This is a genomic window from Candidatus Binataceae bacterium (genome assembly GCA_035308025.1).
GTDB lineage: Bacteria > Desulfobacterota > Binatia > Binatales > Binataceae > JAJPHI01.
Map to the genome: position 1 here is coordinate 113,831 of DATGHL010000047.1, position 16,257 is coordinate 130,087.

Below are 16,257 nucleotides of genomic sequence, written 5' to 3' on the forward strand. Positions count from 1 at the left end.
CAGCGCGGCAATCGTGCGCGAAACGCATGATGCGGCCGTCCGGCTAATCGCCACTCACCACGTATCGATACACGGGCGCTTCTTGCCGGTGCGCGGAGGCGGCGGCGGAGATGAGCGAAGGCCGGCCATGATCCAGCGCCGCGAGTCCGCCGGATCGATCACGTCGTCGAGCTCGAAGGTCGACGCCACGCTGACCGCCTTCCCGTGGTCATACATGCGCTGGACCATCTGTTCGTAGAGCACCTTGCGCTTCTCCGGCTCTTCGACGGCTGCGAGGTCATTGCGATAGGCGAGCTTGACCGCACCTTCGAGTCCCATCCCGCCGAACTCTCCCGTCGGCCATGCGACCGTGAACAGCGGCGATTTGAAGCTCGCCCCCGCCATCGCCTGCGCGCCGAGCCCGTAACCCTTGCGCAGGATGATCGTGAAGAAGGGCACCGTGATGCTCGCGCCGGTCACGAACATCCGCGACGCGTGCCGCACCAGCGCGGTTTTCTCCACCTCGGGCCCGACCATGATGCCGGGCGTATCGCACAGAAAGAGGAGCGGGAGATCGAAGGCGTCGCACAGTTGCATGAAGCGCGCCGCCTTGTCCGCGGCGTCGCTATCGATCGCGCCCGCTAGATGGGCCGGGTTGTTGGCGATCAGACCCAACGGCCGCCCCTCGATTCGGATCAGCGCCGTGACCATCCCGAGACCGAAGTGACGGCGGATTTCGAGCACCGACCCGCTATCCGCGAGCGTTTCGATCAGCGCGCGGATGTCGTAAATCCGCAGACGGTTTTCCGGGATCGCGCTTCGCAGCAGGCGCTGATCGGCGGTCTTCCAATCCTGCGTCGCGCCCTGGAAGTAGGATAGATACTGGCGCGCAACGCGCACCGCCTCGCCTTCGTCCGCGACCGCCAGATCGACGACGCCGTTGGGCACCTGAACTTCCATCGGGCCGACTTCCTCGGGCCGATAGACTCCCAGCCCGCCGCCCTCGATCATCGCCGGTCCGCCCATGCCGATGTTCGAGTTGCGCGTGGCGATCACCACGTCGCAGCAGCCGAGAATCGCGGCGTTGCCGGCGAAGCAGCGGCCTGAGTTGATCCCGATCAGCGGCACGAGTCCGCTGAGCCCGCCCCAGTAGTGGAAGGCCAGGCATTCGAGTCCGGTCGCCGCAATGCCGTCGGTGTCGCCGGGCCGGCCGCCGCCGCCCTCGGTGAAAAACACCACCGGCAGGCGCAGCCGCTCGGCGAGCTCGAACATGCGATCTTTCTTGCGATGATTCTGCTGGCCCTGCGTGCCGGCCAGCACGGTGTAGTCGTAGGAAATTGCGATGCAGCGTGAATGCGCGTCATCGAACTGATCGCCGTTGACGCGCCCTAGCCCGGCGATCATGCCGTCGGCGGGAGTGCGCTTGATCAAGTCGTCGAGCGAGCGCCGGCGGCGCTGGGCGGCGACCGCGAGTGCGCCGTACTCGACGAAGCTGCCCGGATCGCAGAGCTCGGCGATATTCTCGCGCGCCGTGCGCTGCCCGGTCTTGCGCCGGCGCTCGACCGCGTCGGGCCGCGCCTCATCGAGTCCTATCGCATGCCGCGCATTCACCTCGGCGAGGTCGGGCCGAATCCGCTCGAGGTCGACGGCCGCCGCGTCAGCGCTCGCCGCGCGCGCGACTTCGGCCTCCTCGATAAAGACCAGCGGCTGGCCTTCGCGGATCGCGTCGCCCGCCGCAGCCGCGATCCGCCGCACGATTCCGCTAACGCTCGCGCGGATTTCGTGCTCCATCTTCATCGCTTCCATGATCAGAAGTTGTTGCCCCTGATGCACCTCGTCGCCTTCGGCAATTGCGATCGTCGCGATCGTGCCGTGAATCGGCGCGCTTATCGCGATCGTGTTTTCCGGACCGCTTAAGGAAGCCCCAGAGTTGATCGTCAAGGGCGGCGCAGAAGAAGCGGCAGTCGATACGCCATCCTCGCCTTTGCCATAGGCGAGCACCGCCAGCGGATCGGCGGAATTGAGTTTGACGCCGGCGATCCGTGGCGGCGGGCGATTGTCGAAATAGCGGCGCTCATGATCGCGCGCTTCGGTGAGTTGCTCCAGATGTTCCTCGATGAAGCGTGTATAGACTCGATTTGCGGCGAAGTCTGGATGCCCGATGAGGTTTTGCAAAAAGCCGAGATTGCTCGCGACGCCCTCGATCCTGAACTCGCCCAACGCGCGCGAGGTTTTGCGCACCACGTCGCGATACTCGGACGACGTCGAATGCACGACCAGCTTGGCCAGCAGCGAATCGAAGCGCGGGCTGGTCGTGTAGCCGGAATAACCAAAGCTGTCGACGCGAATCCCGGGGCCCGACGGCGGCTCGAACACCGTAATCGTGCCGCCCGCCGGTTTGGCGGTCCCGTCCGCGCCAATCGTCTCGAGATTGATTCGCGCCTGAATCGCAAAGCCGCGCGGCGCTGAAATCTCGTCCTGTGTCGCGCCCAGATCGGCCAGCCCGGCGCCCTGCGCAATGCCCAGTTGCAGCTTGACCAGATCGATTCCCGTCACCGCCTCGGTCACCGTATGCTCAACCTGAAGCCGCGGGTTCGCCTCGATAAAGGCGAATTCACCCGCGTCTCCGGCGCCCGCATCGACGAGAAACTCGAACGTCCCGAGGCTGTTGTAACGCAGCTCGCGCGCCATCCGGATCGCTGCCGCGAGCAGGCGCTCGCGCAATCCCGCATCGAGGCTCGGACTGGGCGCGATCTCGATCAGCTTCTGATTGCGCCGCTGAAGCGAGCACTCGCGCTCGTACAGATGGCTGACCGCGCCCATGCCGTCGCCCACGATCTGCACTTCGATATGGCGCGCACGCGGCATCAGCCGCTCGGCGTAAAGCGCGCCATTACCGAAGGCCGCACGCGCCTCCGACTCGCACCGCACATATGCTTCATCGATTTCGTCGAGACGGCGGACGATTCGCATGCCGCGTCCGCCACCGCCACCCACCGCTTTGATCATGATTGCGGCGTCGTCGCCGAGCGACGCAAAGAATTTCTTGATCGCGGCCACGTCGGCCGCACTCGCGGTGCCCGCAATGATCGGAATCCCGCAGCGCTGGGCGAAGGCGCGCGCCTTCACCTTGTCGCCGAGCAGTTCGAGAATCTCCGTTCGCGGGCCGATGAAAGTGACGCCGGCTCCGGCGCAGCGTCGCGCGAACTCGGCGTTCTCGCTCAGAAAGCCATAGCCTGGATGGATCGCGTCGCAGCCGGCATCCTTCGCTGCGGCGAGGATCTGATCGATGTCGAGATAGGGCGCGACGCCAACGCCCTTCAGTGCGCGGGCTTCATCGGCACGCCGCGTATGCAGCGAGTTTGCGTCGTCTTCGGAATAGACCGCGACGCTGCGGAGACCCCGCTCCACTGCCGCGCGGCTGACGCGAATCGCAATCTCGCCGCGATTCGCGATCAGCAGCGCCCGCAGAGTCAAGCTCGCCGTGGCTTCAAGCGCCGAGCGCCTCGGCATGCGCGACCGGCTCGGGCTTAACGCCGGCTGCGAGTTTGCGCGACCCGGGTTCGACCTGGAAGGGATCGGTGAGTCCGAGCTTCTTGCTGTACTCGCGCACCTCGGGAACCACTTCCTGCGCGATTAGCCGCATGCTGGTGCGGCGCGCTTCGGTCGAAATCGGCCCGTCGTTCTGCCAGAAAGAAAAGATTCCCGGCCGCAAAACTTCGAGAATTTTCTTGATCTTTGGAATCACCGTCTTGGGCGTGCCAACGATGAATTGCAGATTGTCCTGCGCGCCCTGGTAGGCGTCGAGGAACGACTGCTTCAGCGCCTTCGTGTCGACGTTTTCCTGCGCCTCGGCCGCAAAGACAAACGCTCCCGTCTTCGGATCGACGAACTGGCGCGCCATCCGGCGGGTCGCTTCCTTGGTGTTGTAGCCCGACGGAAACATCCACTCCGGCCGCGCGAAATGGGTCAGGCCGCCGCCCCATAGATCTGCGCGCCCCAGCTCCTGCGCCTTCTCTTCGGTCTCGGCGACGAAGACTTTCTGCAGATAACCGAAATTCTCCGGCCTGGCCTGATAGCCCTCCTCGGCCGCGATCTTCGTGTAGATGTTCCAGCACTCGACCGTCGGTTCGAGAAAGGTCGAAAGCGCCAGGTAGGGATAGCGATGGCGTGCGCACCAGATCAGCGTCTCCGGACTCACCAGCCCCGGAATCCAGATCGGCGGACGCGGCTTCTGCACCGGCAGAACCCACGGATTGATGAAGCGGTAATGGAAGTGCTTGCCTTCCCAGCGGAACGGGCCCGGACGTGTCCACGCCGCCATGATCAGATCGTGCGCTTCGTTAAAGTACTCGCGGTTGTAAGCGGGATTGGCGTTGTTGGCGAACTGCTCGCTGCCCGCGCCGCGCACCCATCCGGTCACCAGGCGGCCGTTCGAGATCATGTCGATCATCGCCAGCTCTTCAGCCAACCGCAGCGGATTCGTCACCACCGGTAGCGGATTTCCGAGCAGCACGATCCGCACCTTCTTGGTGATCTTGGCTAAGACTGCGGCTTCCATGTCCATCACCGCGCCCATGCAGAACGGCGTCCCATGATGCTCGTTCAGCATCACGCCGTCAAAGCCCAGCTCCTCGGCGAGCACCTTGTCGTCGAGATACTCATTGAGCAGCGCCGCGCCCTTGTTGGCGTCAAGATATTTGTTCGGCACGCCGAAGAAGCTTTGCAGCTTCAGGACCTCGTCTTCGGGCGCGTAGATGTACGGCCGCTCGGTGAAATACATTATGTGCATAGCGATACCCTTCGCAGGCCCGCGCCTCAGGACAATCGACTGCCAATCTGATGCGTCAAGCTCAAGCCTCCAGCATTGAGGCGTTACCGACCGCTTCGTAACCGCTGCCCGACAGTTTCCGCGTCCCCGGCTTCATCTGGAAGGGATCCGTCAGCTTGAGCTCCACTCCGATCTCGTGCAGCGCCGGCAATACCTCCTTGCCCAGCAGCTCGACACAGCGATGGCGATCGGCGGGCGCATAAGGTCCGTCGAGCCAGAACGAAAAGATCCCCGGGCGCAGCACTTCGAGGATGTAACGCAGCTTCTTGACCAGCGTCTTCGGCGAGCCGGTGATGATTTGCCGCTCCTTCTGCCAGGTCGGGTAGCCGTCGTAGATCGACTTCTTGAGGGCCTGAATTTCGGCGTCGTTCTCGGGGTCGTGATCGGCTCCGCCATGCCCGCCGGGCAGGTTAGGGTTGGCCGCCTGACTCGCCAGCCGCTTCGTCGCCTCCTTCGAGTTGTAGCCCGGCGGGAACATCCATTCAGGCTTCGCGAAATGCGCAAAGCTGCCGCCGAAGAGAAAGCCCTTGCCGAGCTCCTCCGCCTTCTCGTCAGTATCGGCGCAGAAGACCGGCTGCAGGTAGCCGAAATTCTCAGGTCCCGCCTGATAGCCCTGATCACTGGCGATCTTGCCGTACATATTCCACAGCTCGAGGGTCGGTTTCAGCGACGTCGCGAGCGCAACGTACGGATACTTGTGATTCGCCGTCCATTGCACGGTCTCGGGACTGACCAAGCCGGGAATCCAGATCGGCGGATGGGGTTTCTGCACCGGCAGCACCCACGGGTTGACGAAGCGATAATGGAAATGCTTGCCCTCGAAGCGGAACGGCCCGGGCTTGGTCCAGGCCTGAATAATGAAATCGTGAGCTTCGTCAAACAGCTCGCGATTCTGCGCCGGGTTCGCATTCATGAAGAGCTGTTCGCAGCCCGCGCCGCGGATAAAGCCCGGCACGAGCCGCCCGCCCGAGATCATGTCGATCATCGCCAGCTCTTCCGCCAGCCGCAGCGGATTGCCGACGATCGGCGTCGGATTCCCGAGCAGCACGATGCGCACGCGCTTGGTCGTCTTCGCCAGCACCGCCGCTTCGACGTTCATCACCGCGCCCATGCAGAACGGGGTACCGTGATGTTCGTTGAGCATCACACCGTCAAAGCCCAACTCGTCGCAGTAAATCTTCTCGTCGAGATATTCGTTGAGGAACTGCGCGCCCTTGTCGCGATCGAGAAAGGTATTCGGCACGCCGAAGAAACTCCGGCGCTTGAGGACTTCGTCCTCCGGCACCGCATGGTAGGCGCGCTCGGTGAAAAACATTATGTGCATCTCAGAAATCTCCCGCCGAATCTCGTTAACCTATTCCTATCAGATGGGCGCCGCAGCGACGACTGCATTCAACCGTCGGCCGCCTGTGCCCTCGCCGGGCTTAGCCCAAAAATCCTGTGACTTCGCGGATGAAGTCGTCGGGCTTCTCGACCTCGGGCATATGCCCGCAATCGATCGTGACCAGTTTGGCCCCGGCGATCCGCTTGCTGTAGAGCTCGCCCATCGACAGCGGCGTCACCGGATCGCGCTTGCCCCATAGCACCAGCGTCGGGAGGCCGGCGACGTTGCCCAGCAGATGCTCCATGCTCTGCGTGAACATATAGGGCCGCCAGATGATGCGCGCGCTCTCCGCTCGCGCTTCTTCCCAGGCCTCGTACTGCTCGGGCGTCTGTTCGCCGCCGAAGAGCTTGCGGAACTCTTCGCCCTGCGGGTCGATCACGTTCTTGTTCAAATAGGCGCGCGCGGTGACGGTGAACATATCCATGATTTCGCCCGACGGCGGGCGCAGTCCGGTCGCGCCGACCAGCACCATCTTGGTGAACTGCCCTGAATTGGCGACGGCCATCTCGGCCGCGATGTAGCCGCCGAGCGAGAAGCCGATGACCTCCATCGGCGCGAGCTTCTGCTCCCGGATGAAGCGGCTGTAGAAGTTTGCGAGGTCGCGCGCGTCCGTGATCCAGTCGGCCAGCGGCGATTTGCCGAACCCCGGATGCAGCGGGATGCACAGCGTCCGCTTCGCCGCCAGCGCCGCATTCCACTTGAGCCAGCCCGGAAAGCCCAGCTCGCCGTGCAGCACCAACAAGGGCTTCCCGGAACCGCCGGTAATCACATGCAGCTCGTTGTCCCCGACCTTGTACTTAACCTCTTTCCAACCTTGGTCTGCCATTGTAGGTAAGCTCCGTTTGCGCCCGAATTTTGGCGATCCTTCGCCCCCGCCGCGCTCCTGTTACGACAGTGCGCCGCACGGTCTCTTCTGAACAGGCGGAAAATATATCCCGCGGAAAGCGAAAACACTAGCGAAACGCGCCCACTAGTGCTTAATTGCAGGCGCAGTTCGAACAGGCCGCGAGCTGCCCCACAGACGACGTGGTTAAAGTGCCGGGCAGAGTCGTGCCTGCCGCAGTAGCGGCACTCGGATTCTCGAAGCCCTGCGGCAGCGTGGCCACCGAGCCAAAGGCTGAGGCCTGATGAGTTGCCAGCAGCGGCGGCGGATGCGGACGCCGCTCGTTGTAGGCGAGACAGGCGCCCGTTGCCGCCTGACGGGCGGCGAAGAAGCCCGAAGCACTGACCTGCCCCATCCAGCTCGTCTGCACGGCAGCACCCGAGCAACTGCAGTTGAAGACCTGCGGACCCGGAGTCGGGACCGCCGCGGTCGGCGTCGGCAAGGCGATCAATGAGGGCGCCGCCAGCGCCTGTCCGGGCGCAGGCAGTTGCGCCGGACCGACCGGCGGGGGCAGCGGCGCAACCGACGGATTCGGCGGCGGTAATTGCGCCAGCACCAGGTAGCTGGTCATTTCGATTATCAGGCCGATCATCAAAATCGCCTTCGCCAGCAGCTTCAATAATGACATCTCAGAAATTTCGCCTAATCCGGTGGACGCAGTAGAAGGCCGCCGGAACCTTTGGCTATAATCGCGCGACTGGCGTGTTGCAAGCCGTCGTCCAAAAATCGGCGCGCCGACATTTTTTCCGTCCGGCTTTCGCACACATCGATGGGGCGAGGGTAAAGCTCCCTTGTTTTTTCCGAGGGAGACCGTTAGGAGGCTGTGTCAGATGCTATCGATCAAAAAAATTCCGCCGGCGCTTTTACTCCTGCCGCTCGCGATCGCAATCACTGCCGCCGCTCAATCGCTGCCGCCAACGACTACATCCGCGCAGGCGCCCGCCCTGGCGTCGCGCATCGCGCCGCCGCGGGTCAACGTTCCCGCTTCGGCCGCCGATCAGTTCGAGCGCAATCCGATCCTTTCACTGCCCGGAGTTTTTGTTGATCAGAACACTCCCGGCACGACCGTTCCGCCCGAAGGGCTGATTAGCCAGGAATACCTCCGCACCGCGGACAATCACGCGCGCAAGCTCTCGCTCAAAGAAGCGATCTATATCGCGATCCGCAACAATCCGGCGCTCGCCGCAACCCAACTCGGGCCGATCGGGGGGACCGAAGCCATCCGCCAGGCCAACGGCGCCTTCGATCCCGACCTGACCTCGCAACTCGACATCTCGAAAAGCGTGGCCCCGGTCTCCTCGGCCTTTCAGGTGCGCGGCAGTGACGCTTTCACCCAGAAATTTTACGACTGGAATTTCGGCATCAACAAAGTTCTCGCCTCGACCAACGGCATTCTCGGCCTGACCTTCGATAACAATCGCACGTATTCCAACTCGACCTTCGCCTCGGTCAACCCGTCTTACACGCCGGCGGCCGAGCTCTCGCTGGTCCAGCCGCTGCTGCGTAATTTCGGCTGGGATTTCGCCCGAATCAATGTCCATCTGGCGGAATCCGCGCAACGCTCCGCCCAATGGACCTACGGTTCAGCCCTCAATGATTTCGTGCAGCGTATTGGCGGCGATTACTGGGGCGTCGTCGGCGCGGTCGAGAACCTCGCCGTCGCCGACTCCGCGCTCAAGTTCAACGGCGATCTTGTCCGCGTCAACGCGATCAGCCTCAAGGTCGGCACGCTCGCCCCGATCGATCTCCAAGAGGCGCAGTCCGCGGCCTCGACCGCCGAGGCCAACGTCTATGCCGCCCAGGCCGCGCTGCAGACCGCCCGCGCCCAGCTCCGCGAGGACGTGATGCTGAATCCGAACGGCACCTTCATCCCGCAGGATGTCGAGCCTGCCGACACGCCCAATCCCCATCTTGAGATCCGCGACACCGAAGAGGCCGCGCTCGAGAATATGGTCGAGTACAGCCCGGCCCTCGGCGGCCTGCGCGAAGCCATCCGGACCTCCTTGCTGCAAGTCAAGTTTGCCCAAAATCAAACTCTTCCGCAGCTCAGTATCGGCGCGCAGTTCGGCGTCACCGCAGTCGCCGGCACCACCCCCTGCGTCGGTTTCAGCAGCGCGATCACGCCCGGCGGCAACTGCGATCGGGTAGCGAACACCACCCCCCCGCCCGCCTTTGGCTTTTCAGGTAATCGGCTGCCCTTCGGCGGCATCTATGGCGACGCGCTCAACCGTATGCTCGACGCGCGCTTCTACAACTACGCCGGCGTTCTCAGTATCGAGATGCCGCTGGACAACGCCTCCGCGAAGGCCGCCCTGGCCCAGGCGCGCGTCAGCTACGAGCAGGCGCGCCTGCAGTATCGTTCCGCACTTTCACAATCGGTCGCGCAAATCGAAAGCGCGTTGGCCAACCTGCACGCCGACATCAAGCGCGTGAAGGCCACAGAGGACGCCGCCGGCTATGCGGCCAAATCGCTTCACGACGAAAATGTCCGCTTCCGCGTAGGCCTCGCGACCACCCACGACCTGCTCCAGTTCCAGAGCGAACTCGTGACCGCGCAGGGCAATCAGGTGCAGGCTGACGTTGACCTCGAGAACGCCCGCCTCGCGCTGTGGCACGCCGAAGGTACGCTGCTGGGCGCCTTCAATATCGAGTTCCAGCTCCAGGATCCGCGCGAGTCGCCATGGTACGCGACTTTCTGATCCCGGGATTGCCGGCCTGATGCCTTATCTGTGGGTCGCGATCGGCGGCGCGCTCGGCAGCGTCGCCCGCTACGCCTGCAGCGGCGCGGTGGCGCGGCTGGCCGCCGGCGCCTTCCCGTTCGGCACGATGGTCGTCAACGTCAGCGGCGCTCTCCTGATCGGTTTTCTGGCCGCCCTGAGTATCCCCGAAGGCCGCACGCTGCTCCCGCCCTCCGCCCGCCTCTTTACGATGACCGGCATCTGCGGCGGCTATACCACCTTCTCAACCTTCAGCCTCGAAACCTTCAACCTGATGCGCGATCGCGAATGGCTCCAGGCCGGCGCCAATGTCGGGCTCTCCGTCGTGCTATGTTTGATCGCGGTCGGGCTCGGCTACGCCGCCGGGCTCACGCTCAATCGCGGTGGAGCTTAGCGCGATGCAAATCCCCCGGGATGCGATGTTGCTGCGGATTTTTATCGGCGAGAGCGACCATCATCAGGGCCGGCCGCTCTACGAAGCCTTGGTGCTGAAGGCGCGTGAACTGCATCTGGCGGGCGCGACCGTCTTGCGCGGCCCGATGGGTTTTGGCAAGTCCAGCCGTCTGCATTCAACAAAAATCCTGCGGCTCTCGGAAGACCTCCCGATCGTGGTTGAGATCATTGACCAGCAACCCAAGATCGATGAGTTTCTCGCCGCGGCTAACGGCATGGTGCGCTCGGGCCTGGTTACCCTCGAAAAAGTCCAAGTTCTGCAATACGGGCGCACCAGCGAAGCATAAGCGGAACGAGCAAACAGCCTGTCTGAACTTGTCGAAGGGAGTCTGCGACGTGCGGCCCGGTAAGCGCCGCCCTGGCCGCGCGCTCAACAAAAAAGGGAGAGTGCCGATGCACCCTCCCTCTCCCCCGGCCCGCTAGCCTCCCCCCTTCAACATCCTCAATCTTTGCGCCCCCACCGTCTTCTCTCCTTCATAGAGCAGGAGCTATGCCGGCGGCCGAGTCGCTTAAACCCCTCAACAGACGCGCCGTCTTCCTGGGATTCGCGCGCAAAACTAACCGTCAGACCGACAAAAAAATGTGACACGCTACCAAATTCGAGCGCCACGTCTGTGACGCATCAAGCCGCCGTTTATTGCCTCCGCCCAATCCTCTAACCTGCGCTCTGGAGGTTTGTGCCGATGGCTCTCGCAATCCGCTTCGCCACTCCCGACGACGCTGCAATCATTCTGCGATGCATCCGCGGCCTCGCCGAATATGAACGCGACCTCGCCGCCGTCAAGGTTACTGCCGACGATCTGCGCGCACAGATGGCGACCGCTGACCCGCCCTTCGAGTGTCTCCTTGCCGAGTTCGACGCCGATCCCGCCGGCTTCGCCCTTTTCTTCCGCAACTACTCGACCTGGAGCGGTCGCCCGGGCCTCTATCTGGAAGACCTCTTCGTTTTCGATCAGTATCGCGGCCGCGGCGTCGGCGGCGCGCTGATGCGCCGGCTGTTTGCGATCGTCGCAGAACGCGGATGGGCGCGGATGGAGTGGGCAGTGCTCGACTGGAACACCCCAGCCCAAAGCTTCTATCGCGATCACGGCGCGCTGCCCCAGGAGCAGTGGACGCTCTGGCGCCTCGCCCTATGCACCAAGGCGTCTGACTCCACGTAGCTGGCGGCGTTGCCGCCGCTTATGGTCCTCCGGAGCGATTACTTGCAGCGCCAATTATCGGCCTGATCGACATTACCGCCCGTAAAAGTTGCGACTTCTGGATAGGCGCACAGCGGCATCGTGCGATCGACCGGCTCAGTCGGATCGTTGTTGGTATAGTGGGTTGCGATGATCGCATCGGGCGCGACGCCGGCCGAAACCCAATTGTCGAGCGCCGTCAGTGTGTCGAAAACGTTGGGACCGGGACCGTCGCCGCAATGATGCATCCCCGGAACGAGGAAGAGCCGGGCAAACTGGCGAGTTTGCGTCAGACTGCCGTGCTCATGCGCCACCACCTGATTGTAATACTGGATTGACTCTATCGGCGTGACCGCCGAGTCGCTTCAGCCATGATACATCAGCAGCTTGCCGCCATTTATCCGAAACGGGTCCAAGTTGGCGTCAAGTCCATTGCTGCCCTGCATATCAGCCACATTCAATACTGACTGGACATCGGTGGCGTCATTGAGGTTGAAAGTAGTCGAGTCATAGCTGGGATTGCCGAAGTCCAGATATTTCAACGACTGGTCCATGAACGTCCATTGTGCAGGGGCAAGCTCAAGGCCGGTGACAGGACTTGTGAACGACGGCGGCGTCGGAACCGGGCCCCATGGCTCAGAGACGCCGAGCGCCGGGGCGGTTTCTCCGACGATCCATAGCGAAAGCCCGGTCGCAGGCGAGCCGTCGGCAGGATTGCTGACAGTATAGCCGGGGTAGAGCTGAGTGCCGCCGGAGGTCGCCGCGCCGGAATAGATCGCATCGAGCGTCGCAACTTGACCGGCGCTGAGACAAGTTGGATCGGCGTCGGCCGCCGATTCCGATTCGCTGGCCGGGCATTGCAGAGTCGCCGGGTTGAAGCTGCACAGACGCGGATCCTGAATCAGACCATCTTTGACCCCATCGAGAGCGTCGCACTCCGCGGTGATCGCGGGATCGAGCAGACCGCTGATTTTGCTCGGAGAAATATACGAATCGGCGGTGGCAATCACATGGGCTTCGTTCCAGTTAAACCCGAGCAGAATGTTACCAAGCGCGATCGCCGGATCGCCTTCGATGATGCCGTCGAAGTCGCGCGGGTAAAGCTGTGATTCGACCGCGGCCTCGTGCCCGCCGTCGGAACAACCGTCGAAGTATCGATGCTTCGGCGGGCTCGCATAGTACTGGCGCGCAAGCGACTGCGTGGCCTGCGCCGTTACGTGGACCCCGTTGTAGAAGAAGTCTTGCTGAGCTTGCAGGTTATTAAGGCCGAAACTGCCGTCGAGAACGCCGAGGCCGAGCGAATTTAGCGGGCTTTCATGGCCGGCATCGGTGGCCGCGGTCGCATATTCGCCGGTCAGGGTAGCCAGTCCGCTGGTGACGACGCCTTGGATACTGCCGGCAAAGCCGCCGTTGCCGAGAAAGAGAAACCGACCGTTCCATCCGGTGGCGCCGCTGGCCGGGTCGGGGAGCGCCAACTCGAACTGATCCTGGTTGCCGTTGGCCGAGTTGGTAGTGACAAAACCTTTGACATCGCAATACTCGGGGAGCGCGCCGTTAGCTGCGACCAGAGTCTCACTGCTGATCGTCGTATTGGCAGGAGCTGAGAGCGTTTGCCCTGGGCAGGTCGCTGCACTCGCCGCGAGCTGATAAGCGAAGGCCGCTGCCGCGATTGATATTGACGTGATGAGTGTTCTTCCGAATCTTCCAACTGAGTGCACTTGCTTGTCCTCCAGATGAAGACCAGCGCGAAAAACGCCGGTTCGAGTCTCGAGTAGATGAAGTGATCAGAAGAATGAGCTGACTAAAGCGGAGGGGCGCGACAGCGCGCCGCTTGCCTGCGAGCATCATGCGCGCTCCTGCACCGGGATGCTTGCATAGTCATGCAGCGAGCCAAGCCAAGCTCCCTCCGGGCGAATGAGCATCACATGAAATGGCCCACCCTCGCAACGCTGGCTCCGTCAGGAATTGGGACTGGACGCCCACAACGTCTATTGTCGGCGGGTGCCGATGCTGCAGCCGTTGGGCCTCTGAGCGCTTTGCTGTCTCGCCTCGCGCTTGATTCCGCCGCTTTGCGAACTGCGTCGCCGGCGCTGCTAGGCCTGGATGCGGGCGACGCGGCGCTTACCCACTTCGAGCACCTTGTGCTCGCCCGGGACGAAACGGAAATTCGCGTCGGTGACGGTCGCGCCGTCCACCCGCACCGCCCCCTGGCTCAGCAGCCGACGCGCCTCGCTGGTCGAAGCCGCGAAGCGCAATTGTTTCATCAGCTCGCAGACCCACAATTCCTGCGCGAGCTTGAAGACCGGCGCGTCGGCCGGCACTTCATGACGCTGAAACTTGCCCTCGAAATGCGCCCGCGCGCGGGCGGCCGCGTCGGCGCCGTGATACTCCGCCACGATCGTCGCCGCGAGCCGTTTCTTCGCCTCCATCGGATGAATCCCGCCCGACTTGACCCCCGCCAGCGTCGCGCCATCGACCTCCGTCAGCAGCTCGTAATAGCGGATCATCAGCCGGTCGGAGACCGACATCAGCTTGCCGAACATCTCCTCGGCGGCCTCGGTCAACCCGACATAGTTGCCGTAGGATTTCGACATCTTTCGCACGCCGTCGAGCCCTTCGAGCAGCGGCATCGTCATCACCACCTGCGGCGGCTGACCATAGGCGCGCTGCAGCTCGCGCCCGACCAGCATGTTGAATTTCTGATCGGTGCCGCCCATCTCGACGTCGGCTTGCAGCGCCACCGAGTCGTAGCCCTGAATCAGCGGGTAGAGAATCTCGTGGAGAAAGAGCGGCTCCTGGTTTTCGAGCCGCTTCTCGAAGTCGTCGCGCTCGAGCATCCGCGCGACACTCAGCTTGGCGGCGATTTCGATTAGCTTGCGCGTGTCGACCTGGCTCATCCACTCGCTGTTGAAGCGCACTTCGGTTTTCGCCGGATCAAGCACCTTGGCCACCTGGCTTTGATACGTAGCCGCATTGCTTTTGATTTGTTCGGGTGTGAGCGGCTTGCGCGTCTCCGAGCGCCCGGTGGGATCGCCGATCATAGCGGTGAAATCACCGACCAGAAAAATCACGGTGTGACCGCGGCGCTGAAACTCCCGCAGCTTCTTGAGCGTGATCGAATGCCCGAGATGAAGGTCCGGGGCGGTCGGATCCATCCCCAACTTGATCCGCAGGGGACGCCCCTCGGCCAGCTTGGCGCTCAGTTCGCCGACTGAAATCACCTCGGCCGTGTTGCGGCCAAGCTCCGCCGCTGCCTGTTTCACCACCGGATTGCGTTCGTTGTCGTCCAGTGCCAAGCGCCACTCCCTCGTCAAATCAGCAAGTACAGTATCGGAAAGCCCCAACCCGACCAAAGACGGCGCTAACTCTATCGCAAAATCATCATCATGCCGGCGGGCGTACAGTAACGCTGGATGTCCTCGAACTCCTTCGGCACCGCATCGTCGATCACGATATCGCGGCCCGGGCCGTCGGCCGTAAACGCCAGCGTCGCGTGCGTGGTCTGGAAGTCCCACATCCCCGCCCAGAACGAACCGATCACGCTGGTCTCCACCCCGTTGACAACTTTGGGCGCCGCCCCCAACTGCAACACCTTCCAGAGCTTCATGTTGGCGTCGTAGAGCTCGCTCCAGTCCTCGTGCATGAAGACCTTGTCGACGTAATTGATGCGCTTGCCGTAGCAATAGCCGCGCGCCTCCGAAGGAATCCGCCGGATGTCGAGGACGTACGTATCGCGAACTTCCCACGGCCCCCATGACGGCTTGGCGAAGCCGAGCGGCATGTCGTATTGGTCGGGAAAGGTGCCGACCGCCGTCGTTATATGGCTCAGCGCCAGGATTTTCTGATCGCGGAGCCAGGTCGCCTGAAACTGCGCGATGCCGCCGTTGAAGCCGCCGCGAGCGTCGTCGCGGGTGTAATCCGTACCGAAAATCGGCGCACAGCGAGCGCTCGCTGATAACCGCAGCGTTCGCCGCAACGCCGGCACGAAAGCGAAGTCGTCTTCCTGTTTCTGGTTGTCTTCCCAGAAAATCGTCAAGTTGGCCAGATATTTCGACTGCTCCGGCGCCTCGAGCATCGCCCATTCGCTGTACCAGGCGCCGCCGGCGTTGGGCTCGGTCAGCGGATAGCCCGGCGAATAGATATGCGACAGCATCCGGTAAACGTATGCGGTCTTCAGGCAGTTCGCACTGCCGTAGCGATCGAGCGCACACAGGCTCGCGAGTCCGGTCTCGGGCGTGCCGGCAGCGATCCGCGGAACCGGCCCGTACCACGAATCCGCCAGAATCTTCCATCCGCGATCCGGATCACTCGCCGCGGGGACCGGAAAGGGTGCCCCCGCGATATAATTTTTCAAGTCGTAATGGCCGTCGGGCAACTTGATCATCTGGGTCTGCCCGCCATATTTTTCCGTCGCTTCTGGATACCCGGCGGGCAACGGGAAGATGCGCGTCGGCCCGATATTCATTTCGACGTCGGGCGGGATCTTCCAGTAATTCTTGCCCTCGAACAGCGCCACCAGCCCATCGGTCATGAAGTCCTTGTACTGCGTCCAATTGGCCATCGTGATTTTCGTGCCAATCGGGATGCCGTTTTCAAATTCCGTAATTTTCGCTGGCGTCACTTGCGCCGCCGGCGCCTCCGCTGATCCACCGGCGGTTGTTTGCGCCAAAGCTGGTGCGCTGCCCATCGCCGCCAGCAGACAAAAGATCATAACCCCATTCCGGACGCAGACTGCAGAACCGCGCGCGCACCTCGCGCGGCGGCGCGGCGCTGATGTGAATACCCCAACCGCCATATCGACATGCTCCCTTTTCAGGTCCCCGAGGATTTCC

At 62.8% G+C, this 16,257-nt stretch carries 11 protein-coding genes and 1 pseudogene; 4 read left to right on the forward strand and 8 right to left on the reverse strand.

All coding sequences use genetic code 11. The features are described from left to right. Window positions 1-54: 54 nt before the first annotated feature. The 5 genes from VKS22_14460 to VKS22_14480 all read right to left on the reverse strand — a co-directional run bounded on the left by VKS22_14460 (window position 55) and on the right by VKS22_14480 (window position 7,705). Window positions 55-3,492, reverse strand: a complete 3,438-nt coding sequence (locus VKS22_14460) for a carboxyl transferase domain-containing protein (protein HLW71814.1) — start codon at window positions 3,490-3,492, stop codon at window positions 55-57. Further along, a complete protein-coding gene (locus VKS22_14465) occupies window positions 3,470-4,771 on the reverse strand; it encodes an LLM class flavin-dependent oxidoreductase (GenBank protein ID HLW71815.1) in 1,302 nt (433 codons plus the stop codon). The genes VKS22_14460 and VKS22_14465 overlap by 23 nt, the downstream gene beginning before the upstream one ends. Window positions 4,772-4,832: 61 nt before the next feature. Beyond that, window positions 4,833-6,134, reverse strand: coding sequence for an LLM class flavin-dependent oxidoreductase (locus tag VKS22_14470; protein HLW71816.1), 1,302 nt, complete (start codon window positions 6,132-6,134; stop codon window positions 4,833-4,835). 100 nt (window positions 6,135-6,234) lie between these two features. Then, window positions 6,235-7,020, reverse strand: a complete 786-nt coding sequence (locus VKS22_14475) for an alpha/beta hydrolase (GenBank protein HLW71817.1) — start codon at window positions 7,018-7,020, stop codon at window positions 6,235-6,237. Between the two features lie 151 nt (window positions 7,021-7,171). Continuing rightward, the gene (locus VKS22_14480) at window positions 7,172-7,705 is read right to left on the reverse strand and encodes a hypothetical protein (GenBank protein HLW71818.1); all 534 of its coding nucleotides are present in this window, start codon (window positions 7,703-7,705) and stop codon (window positions 7,172-7,174) included. A gap of 202 nt (window positions 7,706-7,907) precedes the next feature. Here VKS22_14480 and VKS22_14485 point away from each other — a divergent pair, with 202 nt between their 5' ends. The 4 genes from VKS22_14485 (at window position 7,908) to VKS22_14500 (ending at window position 11,407) form a co-directional block, all read left to right on the forward strand. Further along, window positions 7,908-9,776, forward strand: coding sequence for a TolC family protein (locus VKS22_14485; GenBank protein ID HLW71819.1), 1,869 nt, complete (start codon window positions 7,908-7,910; stop codon window positions 9,774-9,776). A gap of 19 nt (window positions 9,777-9,795) precedes the next feature. Next, window positions 9,796-10,188, forward strand: coding sequence for a fluoride efflux transporter CrcB (gene crcB, locus VKS22_14490; protein ID HLW71820.1), 393 nt, complete (start codon window positions 9,796-9,798; stop codon window positions 10,186-10,188). Between the two features lie 4 nt (window positions 10,189-10,192). Then, window positions 10,193-10,534, forward strand: a complete 342-nt coding sequence (locus tag VKS22_14495; GenBank protein HLW71821.1) for a DUF190 domain-containing protein — start codon at window positions 10,193-10,195, stop codon at window positions 10,532-10,534. 396 nt (window positions 10,535-10,930) lie between these two features. After that, window positions 10,931-11,407 (forward strand): GNAT family N-acetyltransferase, encoded by a 477-nt coding sequence (locus tag VKS22_14500; protein HLW71822.1) that lies wholly within the window; start codon window positions 10,931-10,933, stop codon window positions 11,405-11,407. 38 nt (window positions 11,408-11,445) lie between these two features. On the opposite strand, the pseudogene VKS22_14505 reads toward VKS22_14500, so the two are convergent. From VKS22_14505 to VKS22_14515, 3 genes and pseudogenes are all read right to left on the reverse strand, one after another. Further along, window positions 11,446-13,143, reverse strand: a pseudogene (locus VKS22_14505) (tannase/feruloyl esterase family alpha/beta hydrolase). A 375-nt stretch (window positions 13,144-13,518) separates the two neighbouring features. Beyond that, a complete protein-coding gene (gene tyrS, locus VKS22_14510; GenBank protein ID HLW71823.1) occupies window positions 13,519-14,721 on the reverse strand; it encodes a tyrosine--tRNA ligase in 1,203 nt (400 codons plus the stop codon). Between the two features lie 71 nt (window positions 14,722-14,792). Beyond that, window positions 14,793-16,136, reverse strand: a complete 1,344-nt coding sequence (locus tag VKS22_14515; GenBank protein HLW71824.1) for a DUF1329 domain-containing protein — start codon at window positions 16,134-16,136, stop codon at window positions 14,793-14,795. Between the last annotated feature and the right edge of the window lie 121 nt (window positions 16,137-16,257).

Excerpts from the sequence above, each read along its gene's own strand:
- VKS22_14460 (HLW71814.1), bottom strand. The coding sequence starts at position 3,492 with ATGCCGAGGCGCTCGGCGCTTGAAGCCACGGCGAGCTTGACTCTGCGG.
- VKS22_14465 (HLW71815.1), bottom strand. The coding sequence starts at position 4,771 with ATGCACATAATGTATTTCACCGAGCGGCCGTACATCTACGCGCCCGAA.
- VKS22_14470 (HLW71816.1), bottom strand. The coding sequence starts at position 6,134 with ATGCACATAATGTTTTTCACCGAGCGCGCCTACCATGCGGTGCCGGAG.
- VKS22_14475 (HLW71817.1), bottom strand. The coding sequence starts at position 7,020 with ATGGCAGACCAAGGTTGGAAAGAGGTTAAGTACAAGGTCGGGGACAAC.
- VKS22_14480 (HLW71818.1), bottom strand. The coding sequence starts at position 7,705 with ATGTCATTATTGAAGCTGCTGGCGAAGGCGATTTTGATGATCGGCCTG.
- VKS22_14485 (HLW71819.1), top strand. The coding sequence starts at position 7,908 with ATGCTATCGATCAAAAAAATTCCGCCGGCGCTTTTACTCCTGCCGCTC.
- crcB (HLW71820.1), top strand. The coding sequence starts at position 9,796 with ATGCCTTATCTGTGGGTCGCGATCGGCGGCGCGCTCGGCAGCGTCGCC.
- VKS22_14495 (HLW71821.1), top strand. The coding sequence starts at position 10,193 with ATGCAAATCCCCCGGGATGCGATGTTGCTGCGGATTTTTATCGGCGAG.
- VKS22_14500 (HLW71822.1), top strand. The coding sequence starts at position 10,931 with ATGGCTCTCGCAATCCGCTTCGCCACTCCCGACGACGCTGCAATCATT.
- VKS22_14515 (HLW71824.1), bottom strand. The coding sequence starts at position 16,136 with ATGATCTTTTGTCTGCTGGCGGCGATGGGCAGCGCACCAGCTTTGGCG.